Here is a 21084-nt window from a genome sequence, read left to right as displayed (position 1 = left end):
CTATGAGCCGGTCCCCCCGAATCGGCGCCCTGGCCGTGGTGGTGCAGGACGGGCAGGTGCTGCTGGTACAGCGCAGCAAGACCCCAGATGCGGGGCTTTGGGGATTTCCCGGTGGGCATGTGGAGTGGGGCGAGACCGTCCTGCAGGCCGCAGCCCGCGAGTTGCTAGAGGAAACCGGCGTGACCGCCAGCCCGCAGCACTATCTGGGCAACCTGGACCTGTTGCACCGAGACGAGACCGGGCAAGTCCGCGCGCACTACCTGCTGGTGGGGGTGGCCTGCCGGTTCGAGTCGGGCACACCCAAGGCCGGCGACGACGCGCTCGACGCGGCCTGGTTTCCCACCGAACGTATCCTGAGCGGCGCCCTGCCGATGAGCGCGCGCGTGCCGGAACTGCTGATTCAGGCCCTCGCCCGGGCCGAGAACCGCGCATAGAGCAGGCTCGACACCAGCATCCCGACGACCAGAATGACCACGGCTCCTGCCGCAAAGGCACCCAGCCCCATGCGCAGGATCGCAGGCCCGTCAGGCCCGCCGTAAAAGCCCGCGACAACCCCGGCCGGGGCGCCCGCAACCAACGGCCAGACCATCGTGACCATCATCCACATCAGCATCGCGGCACCGGTACCCATGGCCGAGGCGCGCACCACCCGGTCCGGCGCGCGCAGCGCCCTGCGCATCGCGGTCATGGGGCGGGCAACGTCATTCAGTATGGCCAGCAGCGCCGGCACCAGCAACAGAACCAGAACCATGCCGAACGCCAGCCCATAGACCAGCGTGATCACCGTCGGCTTGAGGAACTGAGCCTGTTGCGACCCTTCGTACAGAAGTGGGGTCAGCCCCAGAACCGTAGTCAGCGTGGTCAGCATCACGGGCCGCAGACGGTCGGCAGTGCCTTCGATGATCGACGGCACCAGCCCGCGCTCCTGCCGGTACTGGTCGATGGTCGTGACCAGCACGATCGAGTCGTTGATGATGATCCCGGTCATGCCCAGCAACCCCACCACAGTGAACATGCTGAGCGGAACATCCCAGATGTAGTGACCCCAGATCGTGCCCACCAGGCCGAAGGGGATGATCGACATCACCACCAGCGGTCGGGTCCAGCTGGCGAAGACCCAGGCTAGCACAAGGTAGATCCCGGTCAGGCACAGGATCAGCCCGGTTCGGGCCTCGGCCAGGAATTCGTTTTCCTGTTCGCTCAGGCCGGCCATGCGCCAGTCGACCTGTTTGTCGGCGGCGATCTTTGGTAGAATCTCGTCTTGCATGGCGCGGGCGATTTCCGCAGCGCGGGCCGGGTCATCCTCGGAGATGTCGCCCTTGACCGTCACCACCCGAAGCCCGTTCTCCCGGCGTACCGTCGAGAACCCCGACTTGCGCTGAACCGAAACGATGTCGGCCAACGGCACATAGACACCCTCGGGCGAACGCATCAGGGTGCGTTCCAGAAAATCGGCCGTCAGTTCGCCTTCTGGCAGCTCGACCCGGATCTCGGCACTGCGGGGTCCGTCAGGGAAGGTCGCGGCCTCGATCCCGTTCAGGCGGTTGCGCAGCACCCGGCCCAGTGTCTCGATGCGAAAGCCCAGCGCCTCGCCCTGGGCCGTCAGGTCCAGAACGAACTCTTCCTTGTCATAGGCCAGGTTGTCTTCAAGCGCCGAAACCTCGGGGTATTTCGACAGCTCGGCTTGCAGCGCCTCGGACGCAGCCTTCAACGTGCTCACGTCGGCGCCATAGAACTGTACGTCGATCGCATCGCCCCCTGGACCCGAACGCCAGCCCCGGAAGCTGAGCAACTCGACCTTTGGGTGGCGCGGCGCGAATTCCTGCAGCTCGCCCACGAATTCGAAACTGGAATAGGGGCGCAGGTCGGCGTCGATCAATTCGATCGAGATGCCACCCAGCAGATCGCTGTCCTTGCCCTGCGCGGCCGACAGGCCATAGCCGGCGCTGCCGCCGACCTCGGCCAGGACATAATCGATGGGGTTGCGGCCATGGCGTTCTTCGTAGATCCGGCCCAGTTCCTCGGTCGCGCGCTGCAGCATGTGCATCATTTCCAAGGTATCCGCGCGGGTGGCGCCCTCGGCCATGATGAAATTGCCGGTGACCGAGCCGCGCTCGGGGGCGTTGAAGAACCGCCAGGTCACGTCGCCCCGGATGAACAGCGCGATCTGGCTGGCCAAGATGGCGACCATCAGCGCCACCACCACATAACGCGCCCAGATGGCCCAGGCGACCAGCGGGCGGAACAGATGGTCGCGCACCCAGCGAAAGCCCCGGTTCACCACCCGGTTGGGCCAGTCGTACCAGTGTTCCTTCGCCGAATGCGCAATGGCGTGGGACATGTGGTTGGGCAGGATCAAAAAGCATTCGACCAGCGAGGCGGCCAGCACCGCGATCACGGTAAAGGGAATGTCGCGGATCAGCTCGCCGAACCGGCCGCCGATAACGGTCAGGCCGAAAAAGGCGATCACCGTCGTGACGGTGGCGGCAAGGACTGGCATCGCCATGTGCCGGGCCGCGCGTTCAGCGGCAACCACCGGTGGCTCGCCCAGGCGGCGGGCGCGGAAATCGGCATGTTCGCCCACTACGATCGCGTCATCGACCACGATGCCCAGCGTGATGATCAACCCGAACAACGAGACCATGTTGATCGACAGCCCGCCGATATACATCAAGGCGATGGCGGCCGACATGGCCACCGGAATGCCTGCGGCCACCCAGAAGGCAATGCGGGCGTTCAGGAACAGAAACAGCAGGCCCACCACCAAGCCCAGCCCCATCAGGCCGTTGTCGATCAGGATGTCCAGCCGGTCGGTGATGGCCTGCGCGCGGGTGCGGATCAGGTCGATCGTGATGCCTTCGGGCAGGGTGGCCTGCATCTCGGCCACCACGTCTTCGACCGTGTGCTGAATGCCGATCGCGTCGCCTAGGTTCGATCGGTCCACGCGGATCGACATGGCCGGGTTCTCGCCCACGAAATAGCTGCGGTTACGGGTCACGCCCTCGAGCCGGATCCGCGCGACGTCGCGCACCACCAGCTTGGACCCATCGGGATAGTTGCGCAGCACGATGCCCTCGATCTGTTCGGGGCTACGCTTTTCGATCCCGGTACGGATCCGGGCATTGGCCCCAGACACATCGCCCGCAGGGTTGACGGTGACTTCGGCGGCAATGGCGGCGGCGATCTCGGACATCGTGATGTCGCGGGCGATCAACTGCGCGGTGGGAACCTCGACCACGATGCGGGGTGCGGCCAGCCCCCGGATCGTGGTACGGGTCACGCCGGCCGCGAACAGGCGGTTGATCAACTCGTCCGTTAGCCGGGCCAGCTGCTCGGCCTCAACGGGGCCGGTGATGACCACATCCGTCACCCGATCGCTCCACGCTGACCGCCGGATCGAGGGCTCTTCGGCGTCCTCGGGCAGGTTGGTGACGCTGTCGATGGCGGTGCGCACGTCTTCGATCGCGCGGGCCATGTCCCAGTTCGGTTCGAATTCCAGGGCGATGTTCGCGGTTCCCTCCCGCGAAGTCGCTTCGGTGGTGGCGACGCCATCGATCCCCTTCAGCGCGGGTTCGAGGATCTGGACGATGCCACTGTCCATGTCCTCGGGACCGGCGCCGTCCCATTCGACGTCGATTTCCACCCATTGCATCACGACATCGGGAAAGAACTGCGCCCGCATGTTCGGGGCCGCGGCCGCCCCCAGGACCAGCATCACCACCAGCAAAAGGTTGGCCACGGTCCGGTGCCGGGTGAAATAGCTCAGCAGGCCGCCGGCCGCATCCGGGATCCCGCGCATCATCGCGCTAGCCCCCCGTCCGGGTTTCCAGGCGCTGCACCAGTGACGCAGGCACCTTCGAGGCGGCCAACTGGTTCAGCACCCGGGTCTTGACCTCTTGCGGCATACGCTCACTGGCCTCGACTTGGGCCACCAGCCGCGCGCGCTGTTCATCGCTCAGCTCGACCATGTCGGGGTCGGCGGCCGCGCTGTCCTCGATGCGGACGGGGCGCACCCGGACACCGGCGCCTAGCAGCGGCGTGCGCGCCACCACCACTTCGCGCCCGGCAAGGCCCGCCCCGCGCAACAGAACCGCGTCACCCTGTCGGCGCACCAGCTCGACGGGTAGAACCGCAAGGCGGTCCTCGCCCTCGAGCACAAGCACCGTGCCCTGCGCATCCAGCGCCGAGGCCGGCAGGCGCACCACGTTTTCCAACGGCTGTTCCTGCACCGAGACGGTGACGAAATCGCCCGGCTTGAACCCCGTCGTCTGATCCAGCCGCGCAAAGATCAGACGCCCGGTCTGGCCTTCGCCAGCCGAACCGCTGTCACGGCTGATGCGTCCGGTGGCGACCAGATCGGTCCCCGTCACCTCGAGCGAGACCGTGACCGGCGCCGTGATCAGCGCGCCCCGCTCGTCCAGCAGGCGCACATATTGCGCGGTGGACACCCGGAACGCGACCTCGAGCGCCTGCGGATCCACCAGTTCGGCCAGCTTTTCGTTCGCGGTCACCAGCCCGCCCTCGACCAGCGACACACCCGAAAGCGTGCCGTCGAACCCGGCCCGGATCGTCATGTCATCGACATCGCGTTCGGCCGAGTCCAAGGCGATCTGGGCGCGCGCCAGCAGCGTGGTCGCCTGATCGACCCGCGACTCGGCCTGGGCCAGCGCGATCCGGCGCGACAGAACCGTCTGGCGGGCGGAGGCGGCGGCCAGTTCCGCCTCTTCGACGCTGGCCGTTGCCCCGACCCCGCGCTCCAGCAGATCCTTCTGGCGTTGCAAGGCCCGTTCGCGCAGGTCGGATTGCGCCTGCGCGGCGCGCAGTTCGTCCTGCGCCAAAAGCAGCGCGCGTTCCGCGTCGCGCTGTTCGAACTGCGCATCCAGCAGATCCGATCGCGCCCGTTCAAGCACGGCCAACGCATCGGCGGGGTCCAGTTGCACCAGAACCTCTCCGGCGCGGACTTCGCCGCCCTCTTCGAAATTCTCCGCCAGGCTGATCACGCGCCCGCCAAGCGCAGCCCGCAACTCCAGCCGGCGGCGGCTCTGGACCTGTCCGAAAGCCTCGAGATACGGGGTGGCCGTCGTCACCTCGGCCTTTTGCACGGTGACGGCGAATACCCGTTCGCGCGGGGGCGGCGGGTCGGAATCGCGGGTCATCACCTCTTGCACGGCACCGGTGATCAGTTGCGCGGCCACCAGCAGCAACGCCAACATCAGCGACGCCAGAAAGATACCGACAAGGCTTTGCCGCAGAAATCGCATCGATAATTCACTCCGGTCGCAGCAGGCTGCCATGCACACGAACGTAGCCTGACAGCAAAAAATGCCAAGCCACAAGGCAGTTAACCCACCTGAAACGCACGACCAGTCTACTTCCGTCGCAGGTGTTCGTCCAATCTAGGCATGATTTCCACGAAATTGCAGGGGCGGTGGCGGTAGTCCAGCTGTTTTTCGAGGATCCCGTCCCACGCATCCTTGCAGGCACCGGGGCTGCCCGGCAAGGCGAACAGATAGGTCCCGCCCGCCACGCCGCCCGTGGCCCGCGACTGCACCGCCGAGGTGCCGATCTTTTCCATCGAGATCAGGGTGAAAACGGTTCCGAAGGCCTCGATTTCCTTTTCGTAGACATCGCGGTGCGCCTCGACCGTTACGTCGCGCCCGGTCAGCCCCGTTCCGCCGGTCGAGATGACCACGTCGATCCGGGGGTCGGCGACCCAGGCGCGCAGCTGGTCGGCGATCTGGTCGCGTTCGTCCCGGATGATCTTGCGGTCGGCCAGGATGTGACCGGCGCGTTCGATCCGGTCGACCAGCGTCTGGCCCGACCGGTCCTCGGCCATGGACCGGGTGTCCGACACGGTCAGAACGGCGATGCGGACAGGGATGAACTCGATCGTTTCGTCGATGCGGGACATGGGTTCAGGTCCTTTCCATGACGGCCAGCCGCACCGCGAGCGCCGCGAAAACGCCGCCGCTGACCCAGCCCAGAATGCGCGAGGCGCGCGGGCTGGAGACCAGCACCCGCCCGGCTCCGCCGGCAAAGGCCCCAACCAAGCCGTTTACCACCAGCCCGCCGACGGCGATGATCGCGCCCAACGTCAGGAACTGCAGCAGGACCGACCCGCTGTCGGGCGAGACAAATTGCGGGATGAAGGCCAGCACGAACAGGATCACCTTGGGGTTGGTCAGGTTCACCAGCATCCCGTCGCGAAAGGCGAAACGCGTGGGCCGGGCCGGTGTCTCGGCCAAGATCGCCCCGTTGCGGATCGCGCCCCAGGCCAGATACAGCAGATACCCGACGCCCATCCAGCGGATCACGTCGAACAACCATGGCAGCGCCGCAACTGCTGCGCCCAGGCCCAGCCCGGCCAGCAGAACATGCACCATCAGACCCGCCGACACCCCGGCGCTGGCCACGACCGCCGGGCGCGCGCCCGAACGCAGGCCCTGCCCAAAACAAAACATCATGTCGGCCCCGGGCGTGAGGTTCAGCGCCAGGGCCGCCGGAACGAATGCCAGCAGCGTGGTGGCTTCAATCATGTCTCGACCTCGAACCAGTTGACCTTGGGGCCTAGGTTGGCCACCTGCGTGCGGCCGATCCTGCCGCGTGCGCCCCAGCTGTCGTGGATATGCCCGCAAAAGTTGAATTCGGGCTGAATCCGTTCGATCGCATCGCGCACCGCGACCGAGCCGACGGACAGTCCCTGCGATGTGACATCCCCGCAGGATTTAGGCGGCGAATGGGTGATCAGGATATCGGCCCCGTCGCAGCGGTTCAGCAGTTCTTCGGCCTCGGCCTCGGTCAGATCGCAGGACCAGTCTCCGAAGGGCGTGACCGGCACGCCATAGCCCAGCCCGAACAGTTCAACGCCGTCCAACGTCATGCCCGACCCGTGCAGCACATGCACGCCGTCCGGCGCGGCCCGGGCCAGTTCCTCGGCGCTTTCGGCATTGCCGGGCACCAGCACCATTGGCGCTGAAATGCCCGACAGCATCTCCATCGCCTGATCCAGCCCTTGCCGCCCGTTGCAGTAATCTCCAGCCCCGATCACCAGATCCGTGTCCGCGCTGGCCGCTACCAGTTCGGCCGCCCTGTTGCGGGCCAAGTGCAGGTCGGAAAAGGCCAGTATCTTCATCTATTGCCCTCCAGAAACGCGCGCAGTTCCAACAGATCGGCCCAGGCCTGACGCTTGGCATGGGGTTGGCGCAACAGATAGGCCGGGTGCAGCATTGGCAGGACCGGCAGGTTCAGCGCCTGATCCCACTGACCGCGCAGCCGCGTGATGCCGCGTTTGCCCAGTACTGCCTGACAGCTGATGTTGCCCATCACCACCAGAACCTTCGGCTTGGCCAGGGCCACGTGCCGCTCCAGAAACGGCTGCATCATGGCAATCTCGTCCGGCCGAGGGTCCCTGTTTTGCGGCGGGCGCCAGGGCAGGACATTGGTGATGTAGACGTTTTGGGCGCGGTCCATATCGATCGCGGCCAGCATCCGATCCAGCAACTGCCCGGCGCGGCCGACGAATGGCTTGCCCACGCGATCCTCATCACGACCCGGAGCCTCGCCGACGATCATGACAGGCGCACCGGCGGTGCCGTCGGCAAAGACCAGGTGCCGCGCGCCGCGCTTCAGGTCGCAATGAGCGAACGCCTCCATCGCCGCGCGCAGTTGATCCAGAGACGATGCGGCCGCAGCCGACTTTTTCGCCTCGGCCACCGGGTCCAGCGCAACCGGCTTCTGCGGCGCGGCCTGAGGCGCAGCAGGTTTCCGCGCCTTGGGCGTCGTGTCCGGCAGGGCATAGCGATCGATCGGGGTGTCGACGATCGCGTCGGTCACACCCAGTTCGACCTGCCATTCCAGCAGGGCGCGCGCGGTAAAAGGATCAAGGGCCGATTCCATGCTCATCAATCTAACCAGCTTTGCGAGAAGGGAAAGCGAATTGGCCTTGCCTTGACCCGTTGCCCGACCGACCATGGCCCTGTCATGGTCGGAATGCTGAAACTCCTGTTGATTGCCCTGTTCGTCCTGCCGACTGGCACGGCCTTGGCCCAGTCGTTTCTCGATGATCGCGGACAATGCCGCGCGGGCCAGTTCCAGTGCGGTCTGAAATGCTGCTCGGTCGGCCAACGCTGCAGCTTTGACGGGTTCTGCATTCAGGCCGGGGGCACCTATTGCGGCGGCGGGCGGTCCTGCGGACCGTTCGAGAAATGCGTGGCCGGGGGCACCCGATGTGCACCGGCAGGGGCGAACAAATGCGCCTCGCGGCTGGATTGCCCGGGCGGGACCTTTTGCAACGGGCGCGGCGAATGCGAGCGCAGTTCGCCAGACTTCGACCCCTCACCGAAACCGGCAACGCCCTGCGACGACGGGCGGACCTGCGCACCCGGCTCGACCTGCCTGCCCGGCGGAGGTTGCACCCGCCCCGGCTGGTACCTGTGCGAAGAGACCGGATCGCAATGCCGCACCGGGTTCAAATGCTCGGCCAATCAAGGCTGCGTGCCCAGAAAGGCCGTCGATTGCGGATACGGCAAGTGGTGCAAACCCGGCGAGCGGTGCCTGCCCGAAGGCGGATGCGAGAAACTACCCGATGGGGACTGAGTCCAGTTGCCCCGACGCGCTGTGCTTTCTATAAGCGGCGCGACTGTCAGACAGGAGCCCGGCCCATGCGTTTCGCCCATCGTCACCTACTTGGCATCGAGCATCTGTCCCAATCCGACATCACCGCCATTCTGGACCTGGCCGAAAAATACGTCGATCTAAACCGGCAATCGGCCAAGCACTCGGACGTTCTGGCGGGGCTGACCCAGATCAACATGTTCTTCGAGAACTCGACCCGCACGCAGGCCAGTTTCGAACTGGCGGGCAAGCGTCTGGGCGCGGATGTGATGAACATGGCGATGCAGGCCAGCTCGATCAAAAAGGGCGAGACCCTGATCGACACGGCGATGACGCTGAACGCGATGCATCCCGACCTGCTGGTGGTGCGGCATCCGCATTCGGGCGCGGTGGATCTGCTGGCCCAGAAGGTCAACTGCGCGGTGCTGAACGCCGGTGACGGGCGGCACGAACACCCAACGCAGGCGCTGCTGGATGCGCTGACCATCCGCCGGGCCAAGGGGCGGCTGCACCGGTTGAACGTGGCGATCTGCGGGGATGTCGCCCATTCCCGCGTGGCGCGGTCAAACCTGATCCTGCTGGGCAAGATGGAAAACCGCATCCGCCTGATCGGCCCACCGACGCTGGTGCCCGCGCAATTCGCCGAATTCGGGGCCGAGATCTATGACGACATGACTGAAGGCCTGCGCGACGTGGACGTTGTGATGATGCTGCGCCTTCAGAAAGAGCGGATGGATGGTGGGTTCATCCCGTCGGAACGGGAATACTATCACCGCTATGGCCTGGACGCCGCCAAGCTGGCGCTGGCCAAGCCGGACGCCATCGTGATGCATCCCGGCCCGATGAACCGCGGCGTCGAGATCGACGGGACGCTGGCCGATGACATCAACCGCTCGGTCATCCAGGAACAGGTCGAGATGGGCGTCGCCGTGCGCATGGCCGCGATGGAGTTGCTGGCCCGCAACTTAAAGGAGGCGGCATGAGCGATCTGACCCTATCCTCCGGCGAGCGCGGCGTGATCCGCCTGTTCGCGCTGGACATGCGCCCCGAAGAGGCGAAGTTCCTGCGCGAACCCGGCGCGGCGGATCAGGTCCTTGGGGTCTCGGGGCTGGACCCCGAGCAGATCGACGTCTTTCCGGTGTCCGACCTCGAGGATCTGGGCCTCTACGGCTATCTCAGCGAGGGCTGCGGCGTCTCCGAGGACCAGCTGGACCGGGCCAAGCTGGAGTCGGTCGACGGCTGGGCTCTGGTGCTGCGCAGCGCCGCTTTGGGTGGGCGCGCGGCCACATTGGACCCCGACCCGCGCCTGCGCCTGATCGGCCTTTACACCGAAGAGGCCACGAACTGGACCGGCGGCACTATCGCGACCGAAAGCGCGAGACCGTACTCAGCCGCGCCGAACCCGGTTTCGAGCGAGCAACCCCGCCGGACGGGATCGGCCATACTTGCCCTGATCATACTGCTGGTCATCGGAGGTGCTCTGTGGCTGATCCTGTGATCTTTGCGCCGGACAAGGGCGCCTATGTCCGCACCAACGCCTGGCTGGCCGCGGGCGCGATGGCGGGCGCGATGTTCGTGCTGTGGCTGATCGGCAATCCCTATGTCTGGACCGGCGCCCCGGCCGGTCTGGCGGCGGTGGGCGTCCGGGCGTGGTACCTGGCGTCGGAGGAACTGGCGACCAACTGGCAGATGACCAACACCACCCTGACCGGCCCCGGCGGACGCAGCGTGCCGCTGAAGCAGATCGCGGCCGTGAATATCATGGGCAGCTTCGTGCAGATCGTCACCAAGGGCGGCGACAAGCACCTGATCAAGTACCAGACCGACCCGGCCGCCACCAAAGCTGCGATTGAAAGGGCAATGGCATGACCAACCTGATCTTCACCAACGCCCGCCTTATCGACCCCGAAGCCGGAACCGACGCGCTGGGCTGGCTGCACGTGGCCGATGGACGGATCGTGGCCAGCGGGGGCGGTTCGGCGCCCGCAGCGGACGCGCAGATGATTGATTGCGGCGGCCAGTGTCTGGCCCCCGGCATCGTCGATATCGGCGTCAAGGTCTGCGAGCCGGGCGAGCGACACAAGGAAAGCTACAAATCCGCGGGCCTTGCCGCCGCGGCCGGTGGCGTGACCACAATGGTCACCCGACCCGACACCTTGCCTGCGATCGACACGCCGGAAACGCTCGAATTCGTCACCCGCCGCGCCCAGGCCGATACGCCCGTCAACGTGCTGCCCATGGCCGCCCTGACCAAGGGCCGCGACGGGCGCGAAATGACCGAGATCGGGTTTCTGATGGATGCGGGTGCGGTGGCCTTTACCGACTGCGACCATGTGGTGGCCGATACCAAGGTGTTTTCCCGCGCACTGACCTATGCCCGGGCCTGCGGCGCGCTGGTCATCGCCCACCCGCAGGACCCTGGCCTGAGCCACGGGGCCGCCGCCACCAGCGGCAAGTTCGCCGCCTTGCGCGGTCTGCCAGCCGTTTCGCCCATGGCCGAACGCATGGGGCTCGACCGCGACATCGCCTTGCTGGAAATGACCGGCGCCGCCTATCACGCCGATCAGATCACCACGGCCCGCGCCCTGCCCGCGCTGGAGCGGGCCAAGCGCAACGGGCTGGACATCACCGCCGGCACCTCGATCCATCACCTGACACTGAACGAACTGGACGTGGCGGACTATCGCACCTTCTTCAAGGTCAAGCCGCCGCTGCGCTCCGAGGATGACCGGCAGGCGGTGATCGAGGCCGTGCGCTCCGGCCTGATCGACACGATCAGTTCGATGCACACGCCGCAGGACGAGGAAAGCAAACGGTTGCCGTTCGAAGAGGCGGCCTCGGGCGCGGTGGCGTTGGAAACCCTGCTGCCGGCTGCGCTGCGCCTGTATCATGCCGATCAACTGGACCTTCCGACCCTGTTCCGGGCCATGGCGCTGAACCCGGCGAAACGACTGGGGCTGGACTGCGGCCGCCTGAGCGCGGGCGCCCCGGCTGATCTGGTGCTGTTTAACCCGGATGTGCCCTTCGTGCTGGACCGGTTCACGCTGAAATCGAAATCGCAGAACACGCCGTTTGACGGGCAGCGGATGCAGGGTAAGGTCACAGCAACCTACGTTGCAGGCAAAGAAATCTACCGGAGACCCTGATGCCCCCTCTCGACAGCACGACGACCCAACTGATCATCTGGGCCGCGATCGGATACCTGATGGGGTCCATCCCCTTCGGTATGCTTGTCGCGCGCCTGATGGGGTTGGGCAACCTGCGCAGGATCGGATCGGGCAATATCGGCGCCACGAATGTTCTGCGCACCGGGAACAAAGCGGCGGCCGCGCTGACCCTGCTGTTCGATGCGGGCAAGGGCGCGCTGGCGGTTCTTCTGGCTCGGGCGCTGGCTGGCGAGGACGCAGCGCAGATCGCGGCGCTGTCGGCTTTTGTCGGCCATTGCTACCCGGTCTGGCTCGGCTTCAAGGGCGGCAAGGGTGTGGCCACCTTTCTGGGTCTCTGGTTGGCGCTGGACTGGCGGGTCGGCGTTGCTTGCTGCCTGACCTGGCTGGTGGCGGCGATGATCTGGCGGATTTCATCCATCGGTGCCCTTGCGGCGGCGGCGCTGTCGACCATCTGGATCACCCTGCTGACCAACGGCGCCACCTTTGCCCTTGGCGCGGTGCTGACGCTGTTGATCTACTGGCGGCACCGTGAAAACCTGGCCCGCATCAAGGCCGGAACCGAACCCAAGATCGGCAAATCCTAGCGCCGTCTGCCCGTCCACGGCCCAATCACGTTTGATTGCTTTGAACGTGATCGGCGCCTTTCCCACCTGAGGTGTCGTGACACCCGATCACCGGGCGCACGATACGCAATTTCGGAGCCGGAACACCCGCGCGTGGACATGCCGGGCTGGCCCGATCAGGAAAGGTGGAACCATGAACAAGATCAAATCCCTGTTGGGCGGCGTGGCGCTGTCGGTCGCAATAGCAAGCTCGGCCCTGGCGGCCGGGGTCGAAATCAACGCCTCGTCGACCGGTCTGGCCATGCAGGGCTATGACCCGGTGGCCTATTTCACCGAAGGCGAGGCGACCAAGGGCAGCTACAAGATCACGGCCCTGCACAATGACGCGCTGTACCGCTTCGCGACCGAGGAACACAAGGCAGCCTTCGAGGCCAACCCCGAGGCATATCTGCCGGCCTATGGCGGCTATTGCGCATTCGGGGCCGCGATGGGCTTCAAGTTCGACGGGGATCCGACCTATTGGAAGATCGTCGACAACAAGCTGTACCTGAACCTGTCGGAAGACATCCAGCAACGCTGGGAAGGTGACATTCCCGGCTTTATCGAAAAAGCCAGCGCAAACTGGGAAACCATCGCCGACAAGGATCCGGCCGAACTGCAGCAATAATCCGCTGACACCCCGGCGGCAGTTCGCCTCTGCCGCCGGGTGTTGCTTGAAAGCCGTGTGCGCAGGTCCATGTATTCTCAATGAAGACAGCGCATTTCTTCCCCAAAAGAGGGCGTCATATGGCCCGAGCGTCAGACCAGATTGATCCACGGCCGGCGACCGGCCGTATACGATTTCACGGACCGCCGGCGACCTGTGGCCGCGGCACATCATTTGACTGAAAGGAACGAAGATGACGGGAAAATTGGCACTTCTTTCTACGGTTGCGACCTTGGCTGCCAGCACCGCGATGGCGCAATCCTCGGGCGATTGGACCGGTTTCTACGGCGGCGCGCAGATCGGCTATGCCGATATTGGCACCAGCCTGTCCGGGGTCGATGGCGACGGCGTGATCGGCGGTATCATCCTGGGCTACGACTATGATCTGGGCGATTGGGTCGTCGGCGGCGGATTCGACTATGACTGGTCGGATGTGGATCTGTCGGGGGCCGCGACGGTCGAGGATGTATGGCGACTGAAAGCCCGTGCCGGCTACAAGGTTAACCCGCAGGGCCTGCTTTACGGCGTGGCCGGGTACGCCGAGGCCGGTACCGACACACTGGGCAGCGACGACGGCTGGTTCATCGGCGCAGGCTATGAACAGATCATCGTTCCGAACGTCTCGATCGCGGGCGAAATCCTGTACCACGAATTCGACAATTTCAATTCGACCGGCGTGGACGTGGACGCCACGACGTTCCAGATCCGCGCGGCCTACCGGTTCTGACCCCTCCCCCTAAATCGGAAGGCTCGGCCAGATGCGCCGGGCCTTTTTCATGGCAGCAGGATCGTGCTGCCGGTGGTCTTGCGCGCCTCGAGCGCGCGATGCGCCTCGGCCACTTCATCCAGCGCAAACCGCTGGTCGATGTGGATCTTGACCTCGGCGCCGGTGACCTTGTTGAACAACCGGCGGGCCATTGCCTGACAAACCGCGTGGTCGGCGATGTGGGTGAACAGCGTTGGGCGGGTGATCTTCAGAGATCCTTTCTTCGCCAGAATCCCGATGTCGAATAGCGGCACCGGGCCGGAGGCATTCCCGAACGAGATCATCATACCCAGCGGCTTGAGGCAGTTCAGCGACCCGTTGAACGTGTCGGCCCCGATCGAATCCATCACCACATCGACACCTTTGCCGCCGGTGATTTCGGCCACGCGGGATTCGAAATCTTCGGTGCGATAGTTGATGCAATGGGTCGCACCGTTGAACATCGCCAACCGGCACTTGTCGTCGGTGCCCGCGGTCCCGATCAGCTTGATGCCTTCGGACTTGGCCCACTGACAGGCGATCAGGCCCACGCCCCCGGCAGCGGCGTGGAACAGGACCGTGTCGCCCCGCTTGAGCGGCGTGGTGCGGTGGAACAGATATTCGACCGTCAACCCCTTGAGCATCATGGCCGCCGCCGTCTCGAATGAAATCCCGCCCGGCAGCGGGCAGACTTGGGCCGCCGGCATCACCCGCGCCTCGCAATAGGCGCCCGGCGGCATGGCGGCATAGGCCGCGCGCTGGCCGGGTTGCAGATGGGTTACCCCCTCGCCCACGGCCTCGATGACGCCGGCGCCCTCCATGCCCAGCGCATGCGGCAGGTCCAGCGGATACAGGCCCGAACGTTGGTAGACATCGATGAAATTCAACCCGCAGGCATGGTGCCGGATCAGAACCTCCCCCGGCCCGGGATCGCGCAGAGGCCTGTCCTCGATCTTCAGAACCTCGGGGCCGCCGGTTTCATGGATGACTACGTTACGCGCCGATTGCTGCATGCTCACCTCCTGAAAACTGCTGCCAAGCTAGCACGCCTGCGCCACAGGGCAATCACCCGATCTCGGAACAGTGAAGTGCATGACTGCCGGAATGTGGTAAATTGAAATAGGGCGTTGCCGGGTCATCCGGCCACGGGCAACCCGATGCCGGATGCATTCCGCGGCGCGAATGGGCCAAGGAAAGGGATCAAGATGGCAAAAACGATCGGCAATCCAGTCAGCTGGGCCGCCCGCAATCTGGGTGCGACCACCGAGCATATCGCGGAAAACGTCACAGGTATCGGCAGCGCGGACACACGGCACCTGCCGCAGGTGCGCAGGCTGACCCTGCAGGACCTGCGAGCCTGCCTGAAGGCCGGGTACGAGGATTTCAAGGCGGGCCGCGCCGACGCGATCTTCATCGTCCTGATCTATCCGATCGCCGGGCTGGTGATGTTCGGGCTTGGCATGCAGGCCGACATGGTACCGCTGCTGGCCCCGCTGATCGCGGGCTTTGCCCTGATCGGACCGGTGGCGGCCCTTGGCCTGTACGAAATCAGCCGCCGACGCGAACAGGGGTACGAGGTGCATTGGCTGGACGCGTTCGGCGTGTTCCGCTCGCCGTCACTGGGCGCGATCCTGGCGCTGGGCTTCTACCTGGTGATGTTGCTGCTGGTGTGGCTGGCGACGGCGCATGCGATCTTCTTGCACACGATGGGGCCACAGGCGCCAACGGCGCTGAGCCAGTTCCTGATCCAGGCCGTCACCACCAGCGCGGGTTGGACCATGATCCTGGCCGGCACCCTGGTGGGCTTTGGCTTTGCGCTGGTCGCGCTGGCCATCAGCGTGGTCAGCTTTCCCCTGCTGCTGGACAGGAAGGTCGGCCTGCCGGTGGCCGTCGTCACCTCGGTCCGGGTGCTGCGGCGCAACCCCCGGGTCATTTTGACCTGGGGGTGCATCGTGGCCGCATTTCTGGTGCTTGGCGCGCTTCCGCTGATGCTGGGGCTGATCGTGGTGATCCCGGTTCTGGGTCACGCAACCTGGCACCTGTACCGCCGGGCCGTCGCCTGAAGCACGCGGGGCTGCCGCCCTCAGCCCGAAACCTTCAAAACGATCTTGCCGATATGGCCCGAGCTTTCCATCCGCGCATGCGCGGCCGCCGCTTCGGCCAAATCGAACTCGCTGTCCATGACCGGCGCAACCTTGCCCGCCTCCAGCAGCGGCCAGACCGCCTCGCGCAGGTCCTGCGCGATCCGGGCCTTGGCCAGGTCGCTTTGCGGGCGCAGGGTGCTGCCGGTCAGGGTCAGACGCTTGACCATCATCAGGGCAAAGTTCAATTCGGTCACCGGCCCCTGCAGAAAGGCGATCTGGACCAGCCGCCCATCCTCGGCCAGCGCCTTGACGTTGCGGGGGATATAGTCGCCGCCCACCATGTCAAGGATCAGGTCGGCCCCGCCCTCGGCCCGCAGGGCGGCCACGAAATCCTCGGTCTTGTAGTTTATCGCCTTTTCCGCCCCCAGCGCCACGCAGGCCGCGCATTTCTCGTCAGACCCGGCGGTGGCAAAGACCCGGGCGCCGAACGCGTTGGCCAACTGGATCGCGGTGGTGCCGATACCGCTGGAGCCGCCATGCACCAGGAACCGCTCGCCCGCCCTGAGCCCGCCGCGGGTGAAGACGTTGGACCAAACGGTAAAGAAGGTTTCGGGCAAGCAGGCGGCCTCTTTCAAGCCCATGCCGGTGGGCACCGGCAGACAATGCGCAGCGGGCGTGGCGACATATTCGGCATAGCCGCCACCGGGCAGCAGCGCGCAGACCTTGTCGCCCAGGACCAGACCCGAGACCCCCGCGCCGATGGCGACCACCTCGCCCGACGCTTCGAGCCCCGGAAGATCGCTGGCCCCCGGCGGCGGATCGTAGGCCCCGGCCCGCTGCAACGCATCAGGGCGGTTGACGCCGGCATAGGCCACTTTCAGAACCACCTGACCATGGCCGGGGTCGGGTATGGGGCGTTCGGTCAGTTGCAGAACATCCGGGCCGCCCGGCGAGGTGATCTCGACAGCGCGCATCATCTTGGTCATCGGCAAATCTCCTTTGCGCAACTGGTATCAGTCAAATCGGCAAAGGCCCAGCGGGAACAGCTGCTTACTTGCGCGGGTGCAGCATGCCCGGCAGGTCGGCGCGCATCCGGATCGGAGCCCGCACCTGGCCCGCCAGCCAGTTGGGAACGGCCAGAAACGGCTTGAGAAGCGGGTTCTTGTTCACCTGCGCCTTGAGCTTTTCGAACTGCATCACGTTTTCGATGCGACGGTCCAGAAATTCCCATGTGCGCTGATGGTCGGGGCTGTCATCGCCCAGCCAGAACAGCACGGTCGAGGAATATACCCCCGAAAGCGTCGCGCGTTTAGTGTACCAGTTCACGTCTTCGGACGTGTCGCCCAGCGCATCCCAGATCAGGTCACAGGTGCCCCAGACCGCCTTGGCGCCGTCACCGGCATAAATGGGCAGGGAAAACAGGGCCACGCCCCGGCGCACGGCCTCTTTGTCGGGAACCGCCTGCAGGCGGAACCGAACCGCCGCCGCGATCCGGTCGCGAAACTTCAGATCGCTCAGATCCTCGGATTTCAGCCGATCCAGCATCGCCGCATCGCCCCGGTCGTGAAAGGCCAAGGCCAGATCAACCGCACCGCGCGGACAGATCGCGCGCGCCAGCCCCTCGTCCAGGCCACAGTCGGCAATCGCCGCGCGAAAACTGGTGTCCGACCATCCGTCAAAGGGCACATGGGTCAGGATGGCGTCCAGCAACTGCTGCTTGGCGTCCTCATAGATCACGGTCATGGCGGCTCTCCAACTGTCTGGCATAGTACTAGACAAGTTAGGTCCGCTTTGCTATACGGCCAATTCCTGCAATTTCCTTGCAACTCGAACTTAGAAAGGTGGTGACAACCACATGCAGGTTAGTGTTCGCGACAACAATGTCGATCAGGCGCTCCGTGCCCTGAAGAAAAAGCTGCAGCGCGAAGGCGTGTTCCGTGAAATGAAGCTGAGGCAGCATTTCGAGAAACCGTCCGAGAAAAAAGCGCGCGAGAAAGCTGAAGCGATCCGCCGTGCCCGCAAACTGGCACGCAAGAAAGCCCAGCGCGAAGGTCTGCTCTGAGCAAACCTCCTCCAGCTTTGGATGACACTATTGACGACCCCCGAGGCCTTGCCCGGGGGTTTGTCGTTTGCGATTGCCGAATTTGACCGCATTCCTTGTCATGTCCGGTGCAACAGCAGGGCAACGCGCATAGGCAGATTGCCGCACATTGCCGCGCATGTCTGAGTGGTGATCTGCCCAGCGGCGATTTCAGCAGGCTTTCTGCGTTCCATCGTCAAATTGTCGCCACTATGGTCCGGCCAGAATAGACCCGAGTCACTGGAGACGGAACTTTGTCAGTCGCGAGCAACCTTGAACGGCAGATGCTGGACCTCATCAATGCCGAACGCAGCAGTCGAGGCCTTGCTCCTGTCCAACTCGAGCTGCGCCTGAATGACGCGGCCGAAGGCCACAGCCGATGGATGCTGCAGGTGGACCAGTTCAGCCACACCGGCGCCGGCGGGTCGGACCCGTGGGACAGGATGGCCAGCGCCGGGTTTTCGTTTTCGGGCAGTTGGCGCGCGACCGAAAATATTGCATGGCAAAGCGTGCGCGGAGCCCCCGGGCTGAGCGACGACGTGCAGGACCTGCATACCGCCTTGATGAACAGCCCCGGACATAGGGCGAATATTCTGGACCCCAATGTCACGGTTGTCGGAATCGGCATCGAACTGGGCAAGTACCTGCACAATGGCGTCAACTATGACGCGGTCATGGTGACGCAAAATTTTGCGCGCACTGCGGCGCCTGTCCAACTGGATACCGGTACCGCCCCAACACCGCCCGCCCCGACGGACCCACAGCGTCAGATCGTCGCCGCGGGGACGGTGGGCAGCGACGGCGACGACTGGCTGGTTCTGCAAGCCGGAGATTCCGGACGCATCGATGGCGGCGCCGGCGACGACATAGTGATCGGGCAATCCGGGCGCGATGTCCTGATTGGGCGCAACGGGGCGGACACGCTGAACGGGCGTGGCGGCAACGACCTGATCGCGGGCGGATTCGGCGACGACCGGATCAACGGCGGCGACGGCAATGACGTGCTCAAAGGACACGGCGACAACGACCGGCTGGTCGGGGCGGCCGGCATCGATCGCTTGCTGGGTGGCGGCGGGAATGACCTTCTGCACGGCGGCGCGGGCAATGATCTGCTGCTCGGCGCGACCGGAGACGACCGGCTGGTCGGAAGCAGTGGCAATGACAGGCTGGTCGGCGGCGGAGGGGCTAACACCCTGGTCGGCGGTGGCGGAGCCGATCAGTTCGTCTTTTCCAGCGGCATCGACCGGGTCATCGATTTTGGCGCCGGCGATCTTGTCGATCTGCGCGGCAGCGACGCAATCGCCAACTATGCCGATCTGATGAACAACCACGCCGTTCAGTCAGGCAACGACGTGATGATCGACGATGGTCTGGGCCACCAGATGATATTGGAAGACATCCTTCTGGCCGACCTCGGACGCGGCGATTTCCTGTTTTGATCCCGTGAGAGGCGCGCCCCGGATCGGGGCGGTCCATCAATAGATTTTGGGCACGTACAACTCGTCGGGCAGCACACGGCGCTCGTATTCGGGGTTGTATTTGCGGTCGGGCAGCGTGACCTTTTCGTGCGGGACGTCCTCATAGGGGATCTTGGTCAGAATGTGCTCCATGCAGTTCAGGCGCTCGCGCTTCTTGTCGTTGCCTTCGACGATGTACCAGGGCGCCTCGGGGATGTTGGTACGGAACAGCATGTCCTCCTTGGCCTTGGTATAGTCCTCCCAGCGGATGCGCGATTCGAGGTCCATCGGCGACAGTTTCCATTGCTTCATCGGGTCGTGGATCCGCATCAGGAACCGCAGCTGCTGTTCCTCGTCGGTGATCGAGAACCAATATTTCAGCAGGATGATGCCGGACCGGACCAGCATCCGCTCGAATTCGGGAACGTCCTGAAAGAACTGTTCCACCTGGTCTTCGGTGGCAAAGCCCATCACACGCTCAACCCCGGCGCGGTTGTACCAGGACCGGTCGAACAGCACGATCTCGCCCGCGGCCGGCAGGTGCGGCACATAGCGCTGGAAATACCATTGGCTCTGTTCGCGCCGGCTGGGGGCCGGCAGCGCGACGACCCGTGCGACGCGGGGGTTCAGGCGCTGGGTGATTCGCTTGATCACACCCCCCTTGCCCGCCGCATCGCGGCCTTCGAACAGAATGCAGACCTTGGCGCCGGTATGCTGAACCCAGTCCTGTACCTTGATCAGCTCGGCCTGAAGGCGCAGCAGGTTGCGAAAATAGACCCGGCGATCCAGCATGTCGGGGTGCTGCTCGCGGTAGATCTTGCGCACCTCCATCGACAGCATCGGCTCGCTGAACTCGATCTCGATATCCTCGTCCAACGTGTCCTGAAGCTCGGCCTCCAGCCAGTCGGGGGTCTCGTCGTCGGCGTCGCGGCCGTTTTCATTCTGGTCGGCCAACGGGGTTTGTTGTTCTTCTTCGGCCATTGGGCTGCTCCTTGTCTTTCGTGGCTGAGGGTCTTAGCCATCCCGTGTAACCGGGACATGACGCGGCGACCGCTACCGCCGGACCCCGATCTTGGCCCGACCGCCCGGCGGATACAACCGCCGCCGGCCGCGCTTAGACCGGCAAAGCCGTGGTCTTGAACACCGTTCGCAACGCGAACGAACTTTGCATCTGCGCCACGCCCGGCAACCGAGACAGATACTGGCGGTGGATGCGCGCGAAATCCTCGGTGTTTTCGGCCACGACCTTCAGCACATAGTCGGCGGTTCCTGCCATCAGGTGGCACTCCAGCACGTCGGGGATGCGCCGCACCGCCTTCTCGAAAGCCTCCAGAACCTCTTCCGCCTGACCCTGCAGGGTGATTTCGACGAACACGGTCGTCGGAACGCCCAGCTTGCGCGCGTCCAGCAGGGCGACATAGTCGCGGATATAGCCGTCGGCCTCCAGCCGCTGCACCCGACGGTGACAGGCCGAGGGCGACAGGTTGACCTGTTCGGACAGTTCCGCATTCGACATCCGCCCCTTGCGCTGCAGAGCAGCCAGAATCTTTCGGTCGGTCGCATCCAGGCTCATTGGCGCACTTTCTTTGCAAGTTTGTCTAAGTCTATCGAATATTGTCCCGCATTTTAGTTCGAATGCGCATCGAGTTTCACAAAAATTGCGCCACAA

At 64.8% G+C, this 21084-nt stretch carries 23 protein-coding genes; 12 read left to right on the top strand and 11 right to left on the bottom strand.

Going from position 1 to position 21084, the window contains the following annotated elements:
• The first annotated feature begins 2 nt into the window (after positions 1-2).
• Positions 3-434 (top strand): NUDIX hydrolase, encoded by a 432-nt coding sequence (locus tag AC2FMD_RS09940; RefSeq protein WP_496741516.1) that lies wholly within the window; start codon positions 3-5, stop codon positions 432-434.
• On the opposite strand, the gene AC2FMD_RS09935 is transcribed toward AC2FMD_RS09940, so the two are convergent.
• The 6 genes from AC2FMD_RS09935 to AC2FMD_RS09910 all read right to left on the bottom strand — a co-directional run bounded on the left by AC2FMD_RS09935 (position 401) and on the right by AC2FMD_RS09910 (position 7896).
• Entirely contained in the window at positions 401-3802 is a 3402-nt protein-coding gene (locus AC2FMD_RS09935) for an efflux RND transporter permease subunit (protein WP_496794971.1), read from the bottom strand. The genes AC2FMD_RS09940 and AC2FMD_RS09935 overlap by 34 nt on opposite strands.
• A 4-nt stretch (positions 3803-3806) precedes the next feature.
• The gene (locus AC2FMD_RS09930; protein WP_496687657.1) at positions 3807-5261 is read right to left on the bottom strand and encodes an efflux RND transporter periplasmic adaptor subunit; all 1455 of its coding nucleotides are present in this window, start codon (positions 5259-5261) and stop codon (positions 3807-3809) included.
• A gap of 107 nt (positions 5262-5368) precedes the next feature.
• Positions 5369-5911, bottom strand: coding sequence for a molybdenum cofactor biosynthesis protein B (moaB, locus tag AC2FMD_RS09925; protein WP_496684345.1), 543 nt, complete (start codon positions 5909-5911; stop codon positions 5369-5371).
• A gap of 4 nt (positions 5912-5915) precedes the next feature.
• A complete protein-coding gene (locus tag AC2FMD_RS09920; protein ID WP_496712263.1) occupies positions 5916-6536 on the bottom strand; it encodes a LysE family translocator in 621 nt (206 codons plus the stop codon).
• Complete coding sequence (locus AC2FMD_RS09915; RefSeq protein WP_496684340.1) at positions 6533-7132, bottom strand: metallophosphoesterase family protein; 600 nt, start codon at positions 7130-7132, stop codon at positions 6533-6535. The genes AC2FMD_RS09920 and AC2FMD_RS09915 overlap by 4 nt, the downstream gene beginning before the upstream one ends.
• Complete coding sequence (locus AC2FMD_RS09910) at positions 7129-7896, bottom strand: uracil-DNA glycosylase (RefSeq protein WP_496741615.1); 768 nt, start codon at positions 7894-7896, stop codon at positions 7129-7131. Before AC2FMD_RS09910 ends, AC2FMD_RS09915 begins: the two co-directional genes overlap by 4 nt.
• A 93-nt stretch (positions 7897-7989) precedes the next feature.
• Here AC2FMD_RS09910 and AC2FMD_RS09905 point away from each other — a divergent pair, with 93 nt between their 5' ends.
• From AC2FMD_RS09905 to AC2FMD_RS09870, 8 genes are all read left to right on the top strand, one after another.
• Positions 7990-8595 (top strand): scavenger receptor class F, member 2, encoded by a 606-nt coding sequence (locus AC2FMD_RS09905; protein ID WP_496741510.1) that lies wholly within the window; start codon positions 7990-7992, stop codon positions 8593-8595.
• Positions 8596-8660: 65 nt separating this feature from the next.
• Positions 8661-9596, top strand: a complete 936-nt coding sequence (locus AC2FMD_RS09900; protein WP_005979082.1) for an aspartate carbamoyltransferase catalytic subunit — start codon at positions 8661-8663, stop codon at positions 9594-9596.
• On the top strand, positions 9593-10111 hold the full coding sequence (locus tag AC2FMD_RS09895; RefSeq protein ID WP_496741508.1) for a hypothetical protein: 519 nt from the start codon (positions 9593-9595) through the stop codon (positions 10109-10111). The genes AC2FMD_RS09900 and AC2FMD_RS09895 overlap by 4 nt, the downstream gene beginning before the upstream one ends.
• Positions 10096-10482, top strand: a complete 387-nt coding sequence (locus AC2FMD_RS09890; protein ID WP_496684328.1) for a hypothetical protein — start codon at positions 10096-10098, stop codon at positions 10480-10482. Before AC2FMD_RS09895 ends, AC2FMD_RS09890 begins: the two co-directional genes overlap by 16 nt.
• Positions 10479-11759: a dihydroorotase gene (gene pyrC, locus AC2FMD_RS09885; protein WP_496741504.1), complete on the top strand. Its 1281-nt coding sequence runs from the start codon at positions 10479-10481 to the stop codon at positions 11757-11759. Before AC2FMD_RS09890 ends, pyrC begins: the two co-directional genes overlap by 4 nt.
• Positions 11759-12364, top strand: a complete 606-nt coding sequence (gene plsY / locus AC2FMD_RS09880) for a glycerol-3-phosphate 1-O-acyltransferase PlsY (RefSeq protein ID WP_496741502.1) — start codon at positions 11759-11761, stop codon at positions 12362-12364. Before pyrC ends, plsY begins: the two co-directional genes overlap by 1 nt.
• A gap of 172 nt (positions 12365-12536) precedes the next feature.
• Positions 12537-13010: a YHS domain-containing (seleno)protein gene (locus AC2FMD_RS09875; RefSeq protein WP_496741500.1), complete on the top strand. Its 474-nt coding sequence runs from the start codon at positions 12537-12539 to the stop codon at positions 13008-13010.
• A 244-nt stretch (positions 13011-13254) separates the two neighbouring features.
• Entirely contained in the window at positions 13255-13776 is a 522-nt protein-coding gene (locus AC2FMD_RS09870) for an outer membrane protein (protein ID WP_496741498.1), read from the top strand.
• 47 nt (positions 13777-13823) lie between these two features.
• Here the strand turns inward: AC2FMD_RS09870 and AC2FMD_RS09865 are convergent, their stop codons facing one another.
• Positions 13824-14807 (bottom strand): quinone oxidoreductase family protein, encoded by a 984-nt coding sequence (locus tag AC2FMD_RS09865; RefSeq protein ID WP_496681786.1) that lies wholly within the window; start codon positions 14805-14807, stop codon positions 13824-13826.
• A 192-nt stretch (positions 14808-14999) separates the two neighbouring features.
• Here AC2FMD_RS09865 and AC2FMD_RS09860 point away from each other — a divergent pair, with 192 nt between their 5' ends.
• Entirely contained in the window at positions 15000-15857 is an 858-nt protein-coding gene (locus tag AC2FMD_RS09860; RefSeq protein ID WP_496741496.1) for a DUF2189 domain-containing protein, read from the top strand.
• A 20-nt stretch (positions 15858-15877) separates the two neighbouring features.
• Here AC2FMD_RS09860 and AC2FMD_RS09855 read toward each other — a convergent pair whose 3' ends face one another.
• A complete protein-coding gene (locus tag AC2FMD_RS09855; RefSeq protein ID WP_496741494.1) occupies positions 15878-16864 on the bottom strand; it encodes an NAD(P)H-quinone oxidoreductase in 987 nt (328 codons plus the stop codon).
• 64 nt (positions 16865-16928) lie between these two features.
• Positions 16929-17621 (bottom strand): COQ9 family protein, encoded by a 693-nt coding sequence (locus AC2FMD_RS09850; RefSeq protein WP_496741492.1) that lies wholly within the window; start codon positions 17619-17621, stop codon positions 16929-16931.
• Positions 17622-17733: 112 nt separating this feature from the next.
• On the opposite strand from AC2FMD_RS09850, the gene rpsU reads away from it, so the two are divergent.
• On the top strand, positions 17734-17940 hold the full coding sequence (gene rpsU, locus AC2FMD_RS09845; protein ID WP_007818122.1) for a 30S ribosomal protein S21: 207 nt from the start codon (positions 17734-17736) through the stop codon (positions 17938-17940).
• A gap of 302 nt (positions 17941-18242) precedes the next feature.
• Positions 18243-19397: a CAP domain-containing protein gene (locus tag AC2FMD_RS09840; RefSeq protein WP_496741490.1), complete on the top strand. Its 1155-nt coding sequence runs from the start codon at positions 18243-18245 to the stop codon at positions 19395-19397.
• A 36-nt stretch (positions 19398-19433) separates the two neighbouring features.
• Here AC2FMD_RS09840 and ppk2 read toward each other — a convergent pair whose 3' ends face one another.
• Both ppk2 and AC2FMD_RS09830 read right to left on the bottom strand, forming a co-directional pair.
• Positions 19434-20396 carry a polyphosphate kinase 2 gene (gene ppk2, locus AC2FMD_RS09835; RefSeq protein WP_496794970.1) on the bottom strand — a complete coding sequence of 321 codons (963 nt, stop codon included), beginning with the start codon at positions 20394-20396 and terminating at the stop codon, positions 19434-19436.
• Positions 20397-20529: 133 nt separating this feature from the next.
• Entirely contained in the window at positions 20530-20988 is a 459-nt protein-coding gene (locus tag AC2FMD_RS09830) for an Lrp/AsnC ligand binding domain-containing protein (protein WP_490359842.1), read from the bottom strand.
• Between the last annotated feature and the right edge of the window lie 96 nt (positions 20989-21084).

The sequence above is a fragment of the Ruegeria sp. BHSC276 genome, assembly GCF_059612945.1.
The sequence above is the reverse complement of the archived record's forward strand: the minus strand, read 5'-3'. Positions and strand labels throughout refer to the sequence as shown.